Genomic DNA, 15,634 nt, shown 5'->3' with positions numbered 1-15,634 from the left:
CCCAACGCCATCTCACCGTTATCGGTGCACGGACCATCCGCCAAGACCTGACCCGCCTCCACCCGCTGACCCTCGTCCACAATCGGACGCTGGTTCGAGCAGGTGCCCTGGTTCGAGCGGTTGAATTTGCGCATCCGATAGGACTTGCGGGTACCGTCGTCGGCCATGACGGTGACGTAGTCGGCGGAAACCTCCTCGACCACACCCGGCTTCTCGTTCACCACGACGTCGCCCGCGTCCACGGCGGCACGCAGCTCCATGCCGGTGCCGACGATCGGCGCCTCGGAACGGATCAGCGGCACAGCCTGACGCTGCATGTTCGCACCCATCAGGGCGCGGTTGGCGTCGTCGTGCTCGAGGAACGGAATCATCGCGGTCGCGACCGACACCATCTGACGCGGGGAGACGTCCATGTAGTCGACCTCGGAGGCCGCGACGAGCTCGTTCTCCTCGTTGCCGCGGCGGCACAGCACCCGCTCTTCGAGGAATCGGCCGTCCGCGCCGACCGGCGAGTTGGCCTGAGCCCGCACGTGGCGGTCCTCTTCATCAGCGGTCAGGTAACGGACCTCGTCGGTGACCCGGCCGTCGACGACCTTGCGGTACGGCGTCTCGATGAAGCCGAACGGGTTGACCCGCGCGTACACCGACAGCGACCCGATCAGGCCGATGTTCGGGCCTTCCGGGGTCTCGATCGGGCACATGCGGCCGTAGTGCGACGGGTGCACGTCACGGACTTCCAGGCCGGCGCGCTCACGGGACAGACCACCCGGGCCCAGCGCCGAGAGGCGGCGCTTGTGGGTGAGGCCCGACAGCGGGTTGTTCTGGTCCATGAACTGCGACAGCTGGGAGGTTCCGAAAAACTCCTTGATCGCGGCCACGACCGGGCGGATGTTGATCAGGGTCTGCGGCGTGATCGCCTCGACGTCCTGCGTGGTCATCCGCTCGCGGACCACGCGCTCCATGCGGGAGAGGCCGACCCGGATCTGGTTCTGGATCAGTTCGCCGACGGTGCGCAGGCGACGGTTGCCGAAGTGATCGATGTCGTCCACTTCCACCGGCACCTCGACGCCACCGGGGGCGGTCATGGTCTTGTCGCCCGAGTGCAGGCGGACCAGGTACTCGATGGTGTTGACGATGTCTTCCCTGGTCAGCACCGAACCGATAACCTGCTCGCCCAGGTGGATGCCGAGCTTCTTGTTGATCTTGTACCGGCCGACGCGCGCCAGGTCGTAGCGCTTCTCCTTGAAGAACAGGTTCTCCAGCAGGGTCTGCGCCGACTCCTTGGTCGGCGGCTCGCCCGGACGCAGCTTGCGGTAGATGTCCAGCAGCGCCTCGTCCTGGCCCGCGGTGTTGTCCTTCTCCAGGGTCGACATCATGATCTCGGAGAAGCCGAAGCGCTCGACGATCTCCTCGGTGGTCCACCCCAGTGCCTTGAGCAGCACCGTGACCGGCTGGCGACGCTTGCGGTCGATGCGCACACCTACGGTGTCGCGCTTGTCCACGTCGAACTCCAGCCACGCGCCGCGGCTCGGGATGACGCGCACGCTGTGCAGGTCTTTCTCCGTGCCCTTGTCGACGCTGTGGTCGAAGTAGACACCTGGCGAACGCACCAGCTGCGAGACGACCACGCGCTCGGTGCCGTTGATGATGAACGTGCCCTTGTCGGTCATCATCGGGAAATCACCCATGAAGACCGTCTGGCTCTTGATCTCACCGGTGTTGTTGTTGATGAACTCCGCCGTCACGAACAGCGGAGCCGCGTAGGTCATGTCCTTGTCTTTGCACTCGTCGATCGAGGCCTTGACCTCTTCGAAGCGCGGATCGGAGAAGGACAGGGACATGGAGCCGGAGAAGTCCTCGATCGGGGAGAGCTCCTCGAGCACCTCCTCGAGGCCTCCGACTAGGCCGACGTCGCCGCGAGCGGCCGCACGCTCGCGCCAATCCGGCGAACCGATCAACCAGGCGAACGATTCCGTTTGTAGATCGAGAAGTCCGGGCACCTCCAAGGGCTCACGGATCTTCGCGAAAGACACCCGGGATGGAGCTCCGGGGATTCCGGCAACTGCCTTGGTCTGGGTGGAGACTGCCAAGATGCGTCCTTCCAGCACCTCACGCGCGTCGCGTGGTGGGTCCGCGACCGTCGCTTGTCTGCTACGAATTCCGCTGGTTACAACCCGAACGAAACTCGAACAGGCAACAACGGAAGTAACACCGGAAGGGTGAACTTACGTGTGCAAATCGAGGTATGGACAGGAGGCAGCCAGCGCAACGTCCAAACCTACACCCATGTACACGGAGGTGTCAAAGTACCACCCGTGTGATCCTCCACGTGGCTGGCGCGCCGGGCCGAATTCGCTGGCCGCGTCCGGTGCCGCAATGCGCTGAAAGCCACTGTGACAGCTGCCGCTGTTGTGAATAGCGTGACGGGTCGGGCGAAGCTCGTCAAGTGGCAGGCCCGGCCGAGACCCTAGCGAGATCGCCTGCCGCGCTGGGCCATCCCGGGCGATCCGCCGGACATTACTGGTCGACGATGTCGCTGGCCAGCCAGCGACCGTCCACCTTCTGCATGTGCAGGACGACGGGACCGGCGACGCTGTGCTGCGCCACGCCGTTCTTGCTGGCGCTCACCACCAGATTGACCAGCAGCTCCGCGCGATCGTCGGTGAGCAACGTCACGGCGATCGGGTCGGGCTTGGCATCGGCGCTGGTCTGCGCCTGTTTGACCGCCGAAATGGTGGTTTCGGCGTACTTGTCCAGGTCGGCGAGCATCTTTCCGGTGAGCACCTGCTTCGCGGCGTCCCGGTAGCCGTTGATGTTCTTCACGTCGTAGGCGTAGACGGTCCGCAGCGCGTGGTCGGCGGCCGCGCGCACCTCCTGGGTGGCCTCGTTGTTCACGTACGCCTGGTTCGAGGTGTCCACTCCGGGCCGCTGGGCGGCGAGCCATGCGAAGGCGCCCAGCACCAGCGCGGCGACCAGCAATCCCGCGACGACGCCCCAGCGCGGACGTCCGGCCTCTCGGCGGCCGTCCACCTGCCACGGCAGCATCCCGCGCCATCGCGATAGTCCGGCCGTCTCCTGGCGCTGCTCGACGCGGGAGGCACCGGATACCCCGGCAGGCCGGGAAACGCCCGCCACGCGCGGCTTGCGGCCCGGTGCGGTGCGCTCGGTCCTGGGGGTCGCGGTGTGCGACGGCTGTTCGGCGGCTGGGCGGCGCTTGGACGTGACCCGGTTGACCGGTCGGCGAGACGTCATGGAAGTCCTCCTACGATCCCGGCTTCGGCGCGGCGGGCTGATCCCCCGCAGGCGCGGGCGACTGCGGGCCGGGGCCACCGCTCAGCAGCACCGGCTGGCCGAGCGAGGAGATCTGCTCGGCCTTCCACACCTCGCCGTCCTTGGCCACGTCGACGGTCCAGCTATAGCGGTACTCCGCGGACGGCTTGTCCTCGGCCTTCTCCGTCACCTGCAGCACGACCAGCGCCGACGCTTTGTCCTGCTCGCTGTTGAGCGAAGTCAGGGCGGCGCCGAGCACCTTCGAGGTCATCCCGACGCCGCTCTGCTGGGCCAGCTTCTCCGCCTGGTCCTTGTTCTTCGTGGCCGAGTCCAGTAGCGCGCCGGTCATCGACGACCTGGCCAGCGCGAGCGAGCCGGACACGTCATCGAGGTTCATCGACGTCATGTTCAGCGCGGCCTGGCGTGCGGCGTCCAAAGCGGTGTCGCGCGCGTCGGCACGCGGGCCGTCGGTGAGCGCGGCACGAACCCAGCCCGAGCCGAACCACGCGGCGGCGACCAGGGCAACCACCAGCACCGCGGCCGAGCCGGCGAACGCCGCCCTGCCGAGCACCGCCGCGACGCCGGAGCGCCGCTGCGCGGCATCGGTCCGGTCCTCCGCGGATGCGGCGGCGGGAGCTCCGACCGGCTCCACGGTCGCTTCCGCCGCGGCCGCCGCGGCCTCCGGCGCTTCCTGCGCGGAATCACTCACGCGAGACACCCTAACGTCATTGCTCCTGGTCACCGCTTCGGCGTGACCCCCAGCAGGGTCGACAGCTGCACGGCGACCGGAGTCAGATTCAGCTTTTCCGGATCGGTCTTGGGATTGGCGTCCCAGGGCTGCGCAATGGCCGGATCGGCGAGCTCGGCGCGTTCGCCACCCCGGACGGCAGTCGGATTACCGAAGGGCACAAGACATTTGGCGTCCTTGTTGAACGGGAACTCGTCGCGCGTGTCGTCGAAATCCGGGTTCTGCGCCTTCATCTGTTCGAGGATCCGATACGTGCCCTCGTAGCCCACGGTACAGGCGGGCGGATTGTTGGTCTCCAGTACCAAACCGAAGTGGCTGGTGCCGTCACCCGGCGCGGTGGAGGATCCGCCGATAGACAGCTGCGGAAGGAACTGCAGCAGCGGTCGGATGGCATAGAACTTCGGCGAGATCGCCTGCAGCGTCGAGCGCAGGTTCGCCAAGTCCTGGGTGAGCGCGCCGCCGCTCTCATCGATCAGCGCGCCGATCTGCTCACCCGCGGCGGTTCCGGTGCCGATCAGCCTGCGCACGTCGGGATCGCTGGAGCGCAACTGGTCGGTGAGCTTGTCCAGACCGTCGCTGAACTCGCGGATGGCGGCGGACTGCTCGGCTTGGGTACCAAGCGCGATCCTGCCGTCCCGGATCAGCTGGATGGTCTGCGGCAGCGTCGCGTGGAAGGTCTCGGTGAACTGGTTCAGCGATTCGACCAGCACCTGCAGATCGTCACCCTTGCCGTCGAACGCCTTGCCGAGTTCACGCACCGTGGTGTTGAGCGCGTTCAGATCCACCGACCGGGTGAAGTTGTCCACACTGGCCACCAACTGCTCGACCGGCACCGGCGTGGTCACCTCGGTGATCACCGAGTTGTCGTGCAGGTACGGACCCCCGTCCGAGGTGGGTTGCAGATCGAGGTACTGCTCGCCGATCGCGGATCGGTTGGCCACGACGGCTTTCGCCGAGGCCGGGATATCCGGCGAACTCGAATCGATGATCAGGTTCATCAGCACGCCGTCGTCGGTGAGCTCGAGCTCGCCGACCCGGCCGACCGGGACGCCGCGGTAGGTCACTTCGGCGCCCTTGTAGATACCGCCGGTCTGCGCCGCCTGCACCTGCACCCTGTACTGACCGAATCCGAACATCTGGTCGAGCCGGATGTACTTGGCGCCGACGAAGACCACGCCGACCACCGCGATCACCACGAACGTGATCAGCTGCCACCGGACCAGACGTGTCACCGCGGACCACTCCCTACGCTCTGTTGTGTCCCGCCGCCCACCCCGAGTTGTTCGAGGATCGCCCCGACCGGACCCGCGGGCACGCCCGGCGCGGGCGGCTGCGCCATGAGCGGCGGCAGCGGCAGGATCGACACCGTCGGCCAGCCCGGCCGCGGACCGTTGCCGCCGTAGTACGGGTTGGTCGGGTCCACCGGCACCGGCGGGCCGAGCGGCGGGATGTAGACCGGATCGGGTTTGCCCACGCCCAGATTGCTGAGCGTGACGCCGATCTGCTGGTCCACCGACAACCAGGTGTTGACCTGCCCGCCGAAGGTGCTCTCCAGCGCCGAGTCGGGGAACGGATAGGTCGGAATCAGCGGGAACGCGGTCACCAGATCCGGTGCCGAGCGGCCGAGTTCCTGCAGCGTAGGCCGCAGCGCGGTGAGATCGCGGATCAGGTCGTCCTTCGACGTGTTCAGCACGTCGAAGCCGGCCTGGCCGAGCCGGTCCAGCTGGGCGAGCAGTCCGATCAGTTGCGGTCGCTGCTCTTCCAGGATCGTGATGCCCTCGGGCAACTGCTCGAGGATCTTGCCGATCTGCTCGGTCTGCGTGCTGACCCTGCTGCTGAGCAGATCGAGGCCGTCCAGCGCCCTTGTGATGTCGTCCACCTGGTCGTTCAGGCCGTTGATCAGCGTGTTCGCCTGCTCGATCAGCGAGCGCACGCGCTCCTCGCGGCCCCCGAAGGTGTTGTTCAGCTCGGTGACGATCGGCTGCAACTGCGCCACACCGCCGCCGTTGAGCAGCAGCGACAGCGCGCCGAGCACCTGCTCGATCTCGGTGGCGTGCCTGGTGCGGTCGAGCGGGATCACCGAGCCGTCGCCCAGGCGGCGCGGATCCGGGTCGGCGACGGGGCGGGACAGCTCGATGAACTTCTCACCGAGCAGATTCGACTGCCTGACCTCGGCGTGCGCGTTCGCGGGCAGGTCCACCGACGACTGCACCAGGGTGCGCACGGTCGCGGTCCACTGGTCCTTGCCGATGGTGATCTCCTCGACCCGGCCGACCGGCACGCCGTCGACCTTGACCGCCGACTGCGGCACCAAGTCGAGTACGTCGTCGAACTGGATGTCGATGTGGATCGGGTGCTCGCCGACATCGGCGCCACCGGGCAGCGGCACGCTGTAGATACCGTCGGCAGCGCACGAGGTGACCAGCGCGGCGGACATGCCGAGCGCCAGCGCGGCGCCGAGACCCCGCGCGACGGAACGGATTCGGGCGGTCATCGGTCTCCTCCCTGCGACGGCGGAAGCCGATCCGACTCGGTCCCCGGCACCGTGCCCGGCACCGGGTCGCGCTGCTGGTTCTCGCCGCTGAGAATGCCGAACGGCAGGATCAGCGTCGGGGTCTTCACTCCGGCGGTGATCTGGTCGGTGATTTCCTTGCAGTGGTCGAGAATCGGCCGCATCTGCCTGCCGAGCGCCTCGAACTCGGGGTCGCCCGGCATCAGCTTGGAGAGGTCGAGCATCTTGCACACCACGCCGAACGGGTCCTGCAGGTCGGTGAAATTGGCGCGCATGTCGAGGGTGCCGGATTCGGCGTTGTGCACGTTGATCAGATTGCTCAGCGCCAACGGCAGCACCGGAAGCAGGGCAGCAAGATCGTTGCGTTGATCGGACAGCGTCTTGGTGAGCGTGGTCAGCCCTTCGGCATTGCTCGCGATCAGATCCCGGTTGTCGTCGATGAAGCGGGCAACGTCACCCAGCGCAATCGACAGCAAATGCAATGCGGCGCCGAGATCTTCGCGTTCGTCGGCCAGGAACGTGGACAAGTCGGCCAGCTGGACATTGAACTGCCGCACCTGCTGATCGTTCTGCGCCAGCATGGTGACGAAGGCTTGCAGATTCTTGATCGTGTCGAAGATATCCCCACGAGCGTCCGACAGGTACCGTGCCGCCCGCGACAACTGGGTGAGGCTGTTGGCCAGCGCCTCGCCGTTGCCGGCCAGGTTCGCCGCGCCGGTGCGCACGAGTTCGTTCACCGCGCCATCGGCGTTGGCTCCCTTGGGACCCAACGCGTCCGACAGCTCGGTGATGCTCTTGTACAGCTCGTCCACTTCGACGGGGGTAACGGTGCGGTCACGCGGAATGGTCCCGTTGCGCGGCATCTTCGGTCCGTCTTTGTAGACCGGGGTCAGCTGGATGTAGCGGTCCGACACGATCGACGGCGTGATCTGCGCGGCCCGCGCGCCCGCGGGCACGTCGTACTTGCGATCCACGCTCATGACGATCTTGACCTGATCGCCCTGCGGCTCCACCGAATCCACCGAGCCGACCGGCACACCGAGAATGCGCACGTCCGAGCCTTCGTAGATGCCGACCGAGCGATCGAAGTACGCGGTGATCTTGGTGGTGGTCAGCCGGTTGAACAGCCACCACAGCACTACGGCCACCAGCACGGCCAGGACGACGACCAACGCGATGGCCACCTTGCCGCCGCGGCCGGAATTGCGCACCGCTCCGACGGGATCGCTGCGCCAGTTCTCCGCCACGTCAGTTACCTCCCAGGGTGCGGACCGGCGGACGGTAGCCGGGGATCTCGGGCAGCGCGGGCGGAACGAGGTTGACGATCACCGCGTCGAACCAGCGCCCGGTGCCGAGCACGTTGGCGTAGAGGCCGTAGAAGGGCGCCGCGAGTTCCAGTGTCTTGGAGATGTTCTGCTGGTTGGCGTTGAGCAGGTCGATCGAGGCGCGCAGGTTGGTCAGCGCGGGCCCGATCTGCTCCTCGTTGTCGTGCACCAGCGCGGTCAGCTCCGCCGACACGGATTTGGCGCCGTCCAGCAGCTGTGCGATGGACCGCTGGCGGATGTTCAGCTCGGCGAGCAACTGACCACCCGAGGCCAGCAGCCGCTCGAACTCGGCGTTGCGGTCGGCGAGGATCTGGGTGGTCTGCCTGGTCGCGGCGAACAGCTTCTTCAGCTCCTGGTCACGTTTGGCCAGTGTCTCCGACAGCCGCGCCACACCGTCGATGGAGCCGCGGATCTCCGGCGGCGTCGTCTCGAACGCCTCCGACAGCACCCGCATGCTGGTGGCCAGCTGGGCGGTGTCGATCTGGTCGATATTGCGGGCCGCGTCGGTGAACGCGTCCACCACGTCGTACGGAGAAACCGTGCGCGACAGCGGAATCCGCGTATCCGGGTCGGCGGGCTTCGATCCCCTCGGGTCCAGCGCCAGATACTTCTGCCCGAGCAGGGTCTTGATCTGGATGGACGCGGTGGTCTCGTTGCCGATCCACGCGTCCCGGGTGCGGAAGTCCACGACAACGCGGTCGCCGTCGAGCCGGACATCGGACACCGAACCGACCTTGACGCCCGCGATCCGGACTTCGTTGCCCCCCTTCAGACCCGCGGCCTCGGTGAACTCCGCGGTGTACTTGGTACCGGCCCCGATGATGGGCAGCCGGTCGAGGAAGAACGCCGACACCGTCACCAGGAGCACGATGGCGAGGCCGAGCACGCCCATGAACGCCGGGCTGCGTTGGCCGAGCAGGGTGCGATCTTCCATCAACGAGCCCTCCCCTGGCAGCGCGGCGCCGCGTTGGTGTACAGCGGCTGGTTGATCGTCGGCATACCGGCGGGCAGGTTGAGCTGCGGCGCGTCGACCGCGCCCGGCCCGACGACGATATCGATGCCACACAGATAGAACTGGAACCAGGAGCCGTAGCTACCGGCGCGGCCGAGCTTTTCCATCTTGATCGGCAGGTTGTACAGCGCTTCGTTCACCTCGTCCTGGCGTTGGTCGAGGGTGCCGGTCAGCTGGCTCAGGCCCGCGATCGAGCCCTGCAGCGTCGGACGGACCGGCACCAGCAGGTCGGAGGTTGCCGAGGTCAGGTCGGCGAGCGAGGTCACCGAGCGCCCGATGGTGTCGCGTTCCGCGGCGAGTCCACTGATCAGCGCCTCGGTGTTCACGATCAACTGGTCGAATTGGTCGTCGCGCTGGTTGACCGTGTCCAGCACGGCGGTCAGGTTACGGGTCAGCTCACCGATCACGGCGTCCTTGTCCGCGATCTTGTTGGTCAGATTCGCCGTGCTCGCGACCAGATCGTGGATCGTGCCCTGCTCGCCCTGGAAGACCTGGATGATCTCGAAGGACAGCTTGTTCACGTCCTCGGCGGTCAGCGTGCGGAACAGCGGCCGGAAGCCGTTGAACAGAGTGGTGAGGTTCAACGCGGGCCTGGTCCGCTCCAACGGGATGGTGGCGCCCTCGGTCAGCTTGCGGCCCTGCGCCCCGGTGCCCTGTTCCAAGGCGATGTAGCGCTGGCCGACCAAGTTGCGGTACCTGATCGTCGCGGTGGTCGAGGCGGGCAACCAGTCCCGGTCGGTGAGATCGAACTTCACCTCGGCCACACGCTTGTCCACAATCGACACATCGGTGACCTTGCCGACCCGCACGCCCGCGATGCGCACCTCGTCACCGCGGTTGAGCGCGGTGACGTCGGTGAATCTGGCCTTGAACCCGGTGCCACCGCGGCTGTAGTTGGCGATGGACAATCCGAGCATGGTGGTCACGAACAAGGTCACCACCGCGAAGATGATCAGCTTGGCCAGCGGTCCGCCCAGGCCACGCAACGGCTGCCTCATCGCACGCTTACCTCGCTTCCGCGGAACGCGGGCGCACCGGCCCGGGTCACCCAGCCCGGCACCTGATCCGGCGCGACACCATTGGCCGCGCCGTAGATCGCGCCGAGCGACTGCTGCTCCATCGGGGAACCGGCGATCGTGGGCATCTTGCTCGCCGGGTAGACGCCGAACTGCGGCGGCTCCAGCTTGCCGATCTCCTGGTCACCGGGGTTGCGGCTGGGCACCGCGTAGGAGCCGTCGTTGTTCGGACCGCCGGTGTACTGGCCGGGGTCGACGCCCAACGGCATCTCGGGGATACACCACGGTCCCCTGGTGTCCAGCCAGCGCGGTTCGTCCTGGTTCGGCAGGTACTTGCCGCGAGTATTGGTCAGTTCGATGGTGACCCGCGAGCCGGGCCGATCGGTGCCCTTGCCGAAGATCTTGTCGATGCGCGGCTTCAACTGCGCGAAGTTCGCCAGCGAGCAGGCGTAGTTCGGCGAGTAATAGGCCAGCTGCTCGAGTGCCGGACGCGAGTCGGCGGCCACCTCGATGATGTTGTCGCGGTTGGCGATCAGGAAATCGGCGGTGATCGCCGAGGTCGGCGTCAGGGTCTGGTAGAGCACATCGATGTCGGTGCGCCGCTGCACGATCGTCGCGTTGGTGGTGCGCAGGTTGTCCAGCGCCTGGATCAGCTGCGGGGCCGCGTCGGAGTACGTGGCGGCCACCTCGGCGAAACTGCGCAGGTCGGCCCGCAGATCGGGAAGCACGCCGTTGACCTGGCGGAAGATCTCGTCCAGCCGGTCCAGACTCTGACCGAGCGCGAGGCCTTGACCGGCCAGAGCCTGGGACAGTGCGCCCAGGGTGGCGGCGAGGTCTTGCGGCGGAATCGCCTGCAGCAGCGGTAGCAGGTCATCGAGCAGCTTGCTCAGCTCGACGGCGTTGCCGCTGACGTCCTGGTGCAGCGTCACGCCGTCGGTCAGCTGCTTCGGACTCGGGTCCTCCGGGATCACCAGGTCCACATAGCGCTCACCGAACAGCGTCTTGGGCAGGAGCCGCGCAGTCGCGTTGACCGGAATCTGTTGCGCCTTGTCCGGATCGATGGCCAGGCGCAGCGTCACCTCGCCGCCCTCGGAACGGCTCGAGCGCACCTCGCCGACGGTGACTCCGCGGGCCTTCACGTCCGCGTTGCGGGTCAGCGCGTTGCCCACGGTGTCGGTGATCAGATCGACCTGCACGGTCCGCACGAACTGTTTGTTGTAGATCGCGACCGTCGTCCACAGGAACAGCGCCACCACGGCGAAGAACGCGATGCCGAGCACCCGGACGCGCAGCTTCTCCGTCGAACGCCAGGTCTGCACCCCGCGGGTCATCCGGCCACCCGGACCGTGGTCGTGGTGCCCCAGATGGCGAGGCTGAGGAAGAAGTCGAGGATGTTCACCAGCACGATTGCGGCGCGGACCGCGCGACCGACCGCGACGCCGACGCCCGCAGGGCCGCCGGTGGCGTGGAAGCCGTAGTAGCAGTGCACCATGATGATCACGAAGGCGAAGACCAGCACCTTGAGGAACGAATAGAGGACGTCCTCCGGTGGCAGGAACAAACTGAAATAGTGGTCATAGGACCCGCTGGACTGCCCGCTGAACCAAATGCTGACCATTCGGGAGGCGAGGAACGTGCCGAGCAGGCCCACGATGTACAGCGGGATCACCGCGAGGAATCCGGCGATCACGCGGCTGGTGACCAGGAACGGAATGCCGGGGACCGCCATCACCTCGAGCGCGTCGATCTCCTCGGAGATCCGCATGGCGCCCAGCTGCGCGGTGAAACCGCAGCCGACCGTTGCCGATAGCGCCAGCGCGGCGACCAGCGGTGCGATCTCGCGGGTATTGATGTAGGCGGTGAGGAAGCCGGTGAGCGCCGAGCTGCCGAGTGCGTCGAGCGCCTTGAAGCCCTGGAGGCCGACGACGACGCCGACCGAGCCGGACATGAACACGATGACGCCGATGGTTCCGCCGATCACCGCGAGCGCGCCGGTGCCGAAGGTGACTTCGGCCAGCAGCCGCATGACCTCCTTGCGGTAGTGCACGGCGGTGCGCGGGATCCAGGCGATGGCCCGGGAGTAGAACGACATTTGGTCGCCCGCGCGATCGATGACGTTGAGCGGCATGCGGATGACTTCTCCGGCCCGGCGCATCGACCTTGCGACCGGGGTGCGATATGACGTGGCCATCGATCAGGAGCCCTTGGCCGGGACGACTTGCAGGTACACCAGGGTCAGAATGAGGTTTACGAAGAACAGCACCATGAATGTGATCACCACGGATTGGTTCACCGCGTCACCGACTCCTTTCGGACCCCCTTTGGGATGCAACCCCTTGTACGCGGCGATCACGCCGGCGATGAGGCCGAACACCGCTGCCTTGATCTCGCCGATCCACAGGTCCGGCAGCTGCGCGAGCGCGGAGAACGACGCCAGGTAGGCGCCGGGCGTTCCGCCTTGCAGCAGCACGTTGAAGAAGTAGCCGCCCGCGATACCGACCACCGACACCAGGCCGTTGAGCAGCAACGCCACCAGCATCATGCCGATCACGCGCGGTACGACGAGCTTTCGCACCGGATCGACACCGAGCACCTCCATGGCATCGATTTCCTCGCGGATGGTGCGTGAGCCGAGATCGGCGGCCACCGCCGACCCGGCCGCGCCCGCGATGATCAGCGCCGTGACGACCGGAGCCGCCTGCTGGACGGTGGCCAGCACACTGGTCGCGCCGGTGAAGGACTCGGCGCCCAGTTGTTTGATCAGCGAGCCGGTTTGCAATGCCACGACCGCGCCGAACGGAATCGCGACCAGCGCGCTGGGCAGGATCGAAACACTCGCGATGAACCACGACTGCTCGATGAACTCCCGCCACTCGAAGGGTCGGCGGAACGTCTTGCGGAGGACATCGATGAACAGCGCAAAGATGTTGCCGACCTGGGTAAACCCCGACTCCAGTGGAGTTCGCAATCGCGCCAGGGTGGAATTCACAATCGCAGATGTTACCCGTTAGTTGTGTTGTGTCGCACGGTGGCGTCGTACGCGCCGCCTTGGTAATTCGCCAGGTCGCCGCCGTTATACGCCATCACCTGCGTGTCGTCGTTCTCGGCAAGTGATTCGCGAATCGCGACCTGAGCCGCGTGCGGCAGCGTGTGCATGATCTCCCGGACGCGCTCTTTACGCCGCAGCACCGCTTGACGCACCGGCATGCCCGGCGTCGCCCGCATCTGCGGGATGATCCCCTCGACCTCCTCGGCGCCGCCGTGGTGGTGACCGGCGTCCACCAGCGCCTGCTCGCGCGCCATCTGAGCCTCGTCCTTCTCCTCGGACATACCGATCGGACCGATCATCCGGCCGTTGAGGAACTGCTTGACCACTGGCTCCTCCGAGGTCAGCAACACCTCCCGCGGACCGAACATCACCAACTGGCGGCGGAACAGCATGCCGATGTTGTCCGGCACCGTCCGGGCCAGGTTGATGTTGTGCGTGACGATCAGGATCGTGGCGTCGATCTGCGCGTTGATATCGATCAGCAACTGCGACAGATACGACGTGCGCACCGGGTCCAGACCCGAGTCCGGCTCATCGACCAGGATGATCTGCGGATCCAGCACCAGCGCGCGGGCCAGCCCGGCACGCTTACGCATACCGCCGGAAATCTCACCGGGGAGTTTGCCCTCGGCCCCGAGCAGACCGGTCAGCTCCAGCTTCTCCATCACGATCTTCTTGATCTCGGATTCGCTCTTCTTGGTGTGCTCGCGCAACGGGAACGCCACGTTGTCGAACAGATTCATCGACCCGAACAGCGCACCATCCTGAAACAGCACACCGAACAGCTTGCGAATCTCGTACAGCTCCTTGTTGGAGCAGGTGGTGATATCCGTGCCGTCGACATAGATGGAGCCGCGCTCCGGACGCAACAGACCGATCAGCGACTTCAGGAACACCGACTTACCGGTGCCCGACGGGCCCAGCAGCGCGCTCACCTCGCCCGACGGCAACGTCAGAGACACGTCCTGCCAAATTCGCTGCGAACCGAAGGACTTGGTTACACCCTCGGTCCTGACCTCGACGCCCACGCCAACCTCCACAATTCTCAGCAAGCTGCCCACCGGCGGAACCGCGCGCTCGGTCATCGCGGTGCGTCACGTCACAGTGGGTGCGGTCACTGTAACCCATGAGAGAGACGGGGCACACCCCTGACTTGACTGAAGAGTAACTCCATAAAGCCGCTTGTATTCGGAGCAGTGCCGAGGTCACAAAAAAGAGCAATGATTTTCGGAAAAATAACAAACGGGCGGCCCCTAATGGGACCGCCCGTTCGCGTGTTTTCGGTCTGGAATTACTTGACCGCGACCTTGGCGCCGGCCTCTTCCAGCTTCGCCTTGGCAGCCTCGGCGGCTTCCTTGGCCACCTTCTCCAGGATCGGCTTCGGGGCGCTCTCGACGAGGTCCTTGGCTTCCTTCAGGCCCAGGCCGGAGACGATCTCGCGGACCACCTTGATGACCTGGATCTTCTTGTCGCCGGCACCCTCGAGGATGACGTCGAACTCGTCCTGCTCCTCGGCGGCCTCGGCCGGAGCGGCGGCACCGCCGACGGCGGCGACCGCGACCGGGGCAGCCGCGGTGACCTCGAACTTCTCCTCGAACTTCTTGACGAAGTCCGACAGCTCGAGCAGGGTCATGTTGCCGAAGACCTCGAGCAGTTCGTCAACGTTGGCCATGGTTGTATTCCTTTCGGTAGTTGATGTCTATGCGGGCGAGTCGTGCGGCGAGTCGTTCCGCACGGATTACTCGGCGGCAGTTCCGCCTTCTTCGGCCTGCTTCTTCTCCTGCAGCGCGGCGGCCAGGCGGGCCACCTGCGAGGCGGGAGCGTTGAACAGACCGGCGGCCTTCGCCAGGTTGCCCTTCAGGGCGCCGGCGAGCTTGGCCAGCAAGACCTCGCGGGTCTCCAGGTCGGCGATGCGCTCGACCTCGGACACGGACAGCGGAGCGCCGTCCATGTAGCCGCCCTTGATGACAAGCGCCTTGTTGTCCTTCGCGAAGGTTTTCAGCGCCTTGGCCGCGTTGACCGGCTCACCGGTGATGAAGGTGATCGCAGTCGGGCCGACGAACAGTTCGTCGAGGCCTTCCACGCCCGCCTCGGCGGCGGCCCGCTTGACCAGGGTGTTCTTGGCGACGGAGTACGTGGCCTCAGCGCCGAGCGCGCGCCGCAGCTCGGTGAGCTTGCCGACCGACAGGCCACGGTATTCCGTGACGACGGTGGCCGTCGAGCTCCTGAACTGCTCCGCGATCTCCGCGACCGCGGTGACCTTCTCGGGTTTTGCCATACTTCGCCTCCTCTCTGATGGTCGGTTCGTACACGCGAACTACCGATCAGGGTCGGCGACAAAACAAACGCCCCGAACGCAGAGCGTTCCGGGGCGCAACAGAAAACCGGTCCGGCGCAATGCGCTCGGATCAATTCCCAGCCTCGGCTCTCCCTGCGTGGGCCGCCGGCAATGTCGCCGGACCTTCGACCGAACCCATGCGGGATCGGCGACCAACGGTCTTCGGTAGAACGGATTGGGTAGCGATCGAACTTGTCGATAACTGACGTCCAATGTACCCGGACTGGTTCCCATCTGCCAAAACGGCCCTTCGCTGGGACATGATCGCTACCTGCCGGCCTTCGATTTACGTGTCGTAACTCACTTTTCACCTGGGATGTGGCAGACATCGCCCAAATAAACTGTTACCCAGAGTGACACCTAC

Annotated in this window: 14 protein-coding genes; all 14 read right to left on the bottom strand. The window is 66.0% G+C overall.

Annotated elements, in window-relative coordinates; genetic code table 11:
- Positions 1-2,108: DNA-directed RNA polymerase subunit beta (locus AB0M45_RS19195; protein WP_364330423.1), on the bottom strand; the 2,108-nt coding region annotated here is incomplete at its 3' end.
- A gap of 409 nt (positions 2,109-2,517) precedes the next feature.
- Positions 2,518-3,252: a hypothetical protein gene (locus tag AB0M45_RS19190; RefSeq protein WP_364330420.1), complete on the bottom strand. Its 735-nt coding sequence runs from the start codon at positions 3,250-3,252 to the stop codon at positions 2,518-2,520.
- 10 nt (positions 3,253-3,262) lie between these two features.
- Positions 3,263-3,979, bottom strand: coding sequence for a hypothetical protein (locus AB0M45_RS19185; RefSeq protein WP_364330417.1), 717 nt, complete (start codon positions 3,977-3,979; stop codon positions 3,263-3,265).
- Positions 3,980-4,008: 29 nt separating this feature from the next.
- Positions 4,009-5,250, bottom strand: a complete 1,242-nt coding sequence (locus AB0M45_RS19180) for an MCE family protein (protein WP_364330414.1) — start codon at positions 5,248-5,250, stop codon at positions 4,009-4,011.
- The gene (locus tag AB0M45_RS19175) at positions 5,247-6,455 is read right to left on the bottom strand and encodes an MCE family protein (protein WP_364330476.1); all 1,209 of its coding nucleotides are present in this window, start codon (positions 6,453-6,455) and stop codon (positions 5,247-5,249) included. The genes AB0M45_RS19180 and AB0M45_RS19175 overlap by 4 nt, the downstream gene beginning before the upstream one ends.
- A gap of 53 nt (positions 6,456-6,508) precedes the next feature.
- A complete protein-coding gene (locus AB0M45_RS19170) occupies positions 6,509-7,741 on the bottom strand; it encodes an MCE family protein (protein ID WP_364330473.1) in 1,233 nt (410 codons plus the stop codon).
- Between the two features lie 37 nt (positions 7,742-7,778).
- Positions 7,779-8,789, bottom strand: a complete 1,011-nt coding sequence (locus AB0M45_RS19165) for an MCE family protein (protein WP_364330411.1) — start codon at positions 8,787-8,789, stop codon at positions 7,779-7,781.
- Positions 8,789-9,865 carry an MCE family protein gene (locus tag AB0M45_RS19160; RefSeq protein WP_364330408.1) on the bottom strand — a complete coding sequence of 359 codons (1,077 nt, stop codon included), beginning with the start codon at positions 9,863-9,865 and terminating at the stop codon, positions 8,789-8,791. The genes AB0M45_RS19165 and AB0M45_RS19160 overlap by 1 nt, the downstream gene beginning before the upstream one ends.
- A complete protein-coding gene (locus tag AB0M45_RS19155; protein ID WP_364330405.1) occupies positions 9,862-11,214 on the bottom strand; it encodes an MCE family protein in 1,353 nt (450 codons plus the stop codon). The genes AB0M45_RS19160 and AB0M45_RS19155 overlap by 4 nt, the downstream gene beginning before the upstream one ends.
- Positions 11,211-12,038, bottom strand: coding sequence for an ABC transporter permease (locus tag AB0M45_RS19150; RefSeq protein ID WP_364330470.1), 828 nt, complete (start codon positions 12,036-12,038; stop codon positions 11,211-11,213). The genes AB0M45_RS19155 and AB0M45_RS19150 overlap by 4 nt, the downstream gene beginning before the upstream one ends.
- A gap of 39 nt (positions 12,039-12,077) precedes the next feature.
- Positions 12,078-12,872: an ABC transporter permease gene (locus AB0M45_RS19145; protein WP_364330402.1), complete on the bottom strand. Its 795-nt coding sequence runs from the start codon at positions 12,870-12,872 to the stop codon at positions 12,078-12,080.
- An 11-nt stretch (positions 12,873-12,883) separates the two neighbouring features.
- The gene (locus tag AB0M45_RS19140) at positions 12,884-14,017 is read right to left on the bottom strand and encodes an ABC transporter ATP-binding protein (RefSeq protein WP_364330399.1); all 1,134 of its coding nucleotides are present in this window, start codon (positions 14,015-14,017) and stop codon (positions 12,884-12,886) included.
- Between the two features lie 206 nt (positions 14,018-14,223).
- Entirely contained in the window at positions 14,224-14,604 is a 381-nt protein-coding gene (gene rplL, locus AB0M45_RS19135; RefSeq protein WP_067468960.1) for a 50S ribosomal protein L7/L12, read from the bottom strand.
- 66 nt (positions 14,605-14,670) lie between these two features.
- On the bottom strand, positions 14,671-15,210 hold the full coding sequence (gene rplJ, locus AB0M45_RS19130; RefSeq protein ID WP_364330395.1) for a 50S ribosomal protein L10: 540 nt from the start codon (positions 15,208-15,210) through the stop codon (positions 14,671-14,673).
- Positions 15,211-15,634 lie beyond the last annotated feature (424 nt).

The organism is Nocardia sp. NPDC051787 (genome assembly GCF_040681325.1).
Classification (GTDB): Bacteria; Actinomycetota; Actinomycetes; order Mycobacteriales; family Mycobacteriaceae; genus Nocardia.
This window is presented reverse-complemented; position numbering and strand designations above follow the sequence as displayed.

What these genes read in the sequence shown, in the direction of transcription:
- rplL (WP_067468960.1), bottom strand. Translation starts at nt 14,604, where the DNA reads ATGGCCAACGTTGACGAACTGCTCGAGGTCTTCGGCAACATGACCCTG.
- AB0M45_RS19150 (WP_364330470.1), bottom strand. Translation starts at nt 12,038, where the DNA reads ATGCGCCGGGCCGGAGAAGTCATCCGCATGCCGCTCAACGTCATCGAT.
- rplJ (WP_364330395.1), bottom strand. Translation starts at nt 15,210, where the DNA reads ATGGCAAAACCCGAGAAGGTCACCGCGGTCGCGGAGATCGCGGAGCAG.
- AB0M45_RS19160 (WP_364330408.1), bottom strand. Translation starts at nt 9,865, where the DNA reads ATGAGGCAGCCGTTGCGTGGCCTGGGCGGACCGCTGGCCAAGCTGATC.
- AB0M45_RS19155 (WP_364330405.1), bottom strand. Translation starts at nt 11,214, where the DNA reads ATGACCCGCGGGGTGCAGACCTGGCGTTCGACGGAGAAGCTGCGCGTC.
- AB0M45_RS19165 (WP_364330411.1), bottom strand. Translation starts at nt 8,789, where the DNA reads ATGGAAGATCGCACCCTGCTCGGCCAACGCAGCCCGGCGTTCATGGGC.
- AB0M45_RS19175 (WP_364330476.1), bottom strand. Translation starts at nt 6,455, where the DNA reads ATGTCCGCCGCGCTGGTCACCTCGTGCGCTGCCGACGGTATCTACAGC.
- AB0M45_RS19140 (WP_364330399.1), bottom strand. Translation starts at nt 14,017, where the DNA reads ATGACCGAGCGCGCGGTTCCGCCGGTGGGCAGCTTGCTGAGAATTGTG.
- AB0M45_RS19190 (WP_364330420.1), bottom strand. Translation starts at nt 3,252, where the DNA reads ATGACGTCTCGCCGACCGGTCAACCGGGTCACGTCCAAGCGCCGCCCA.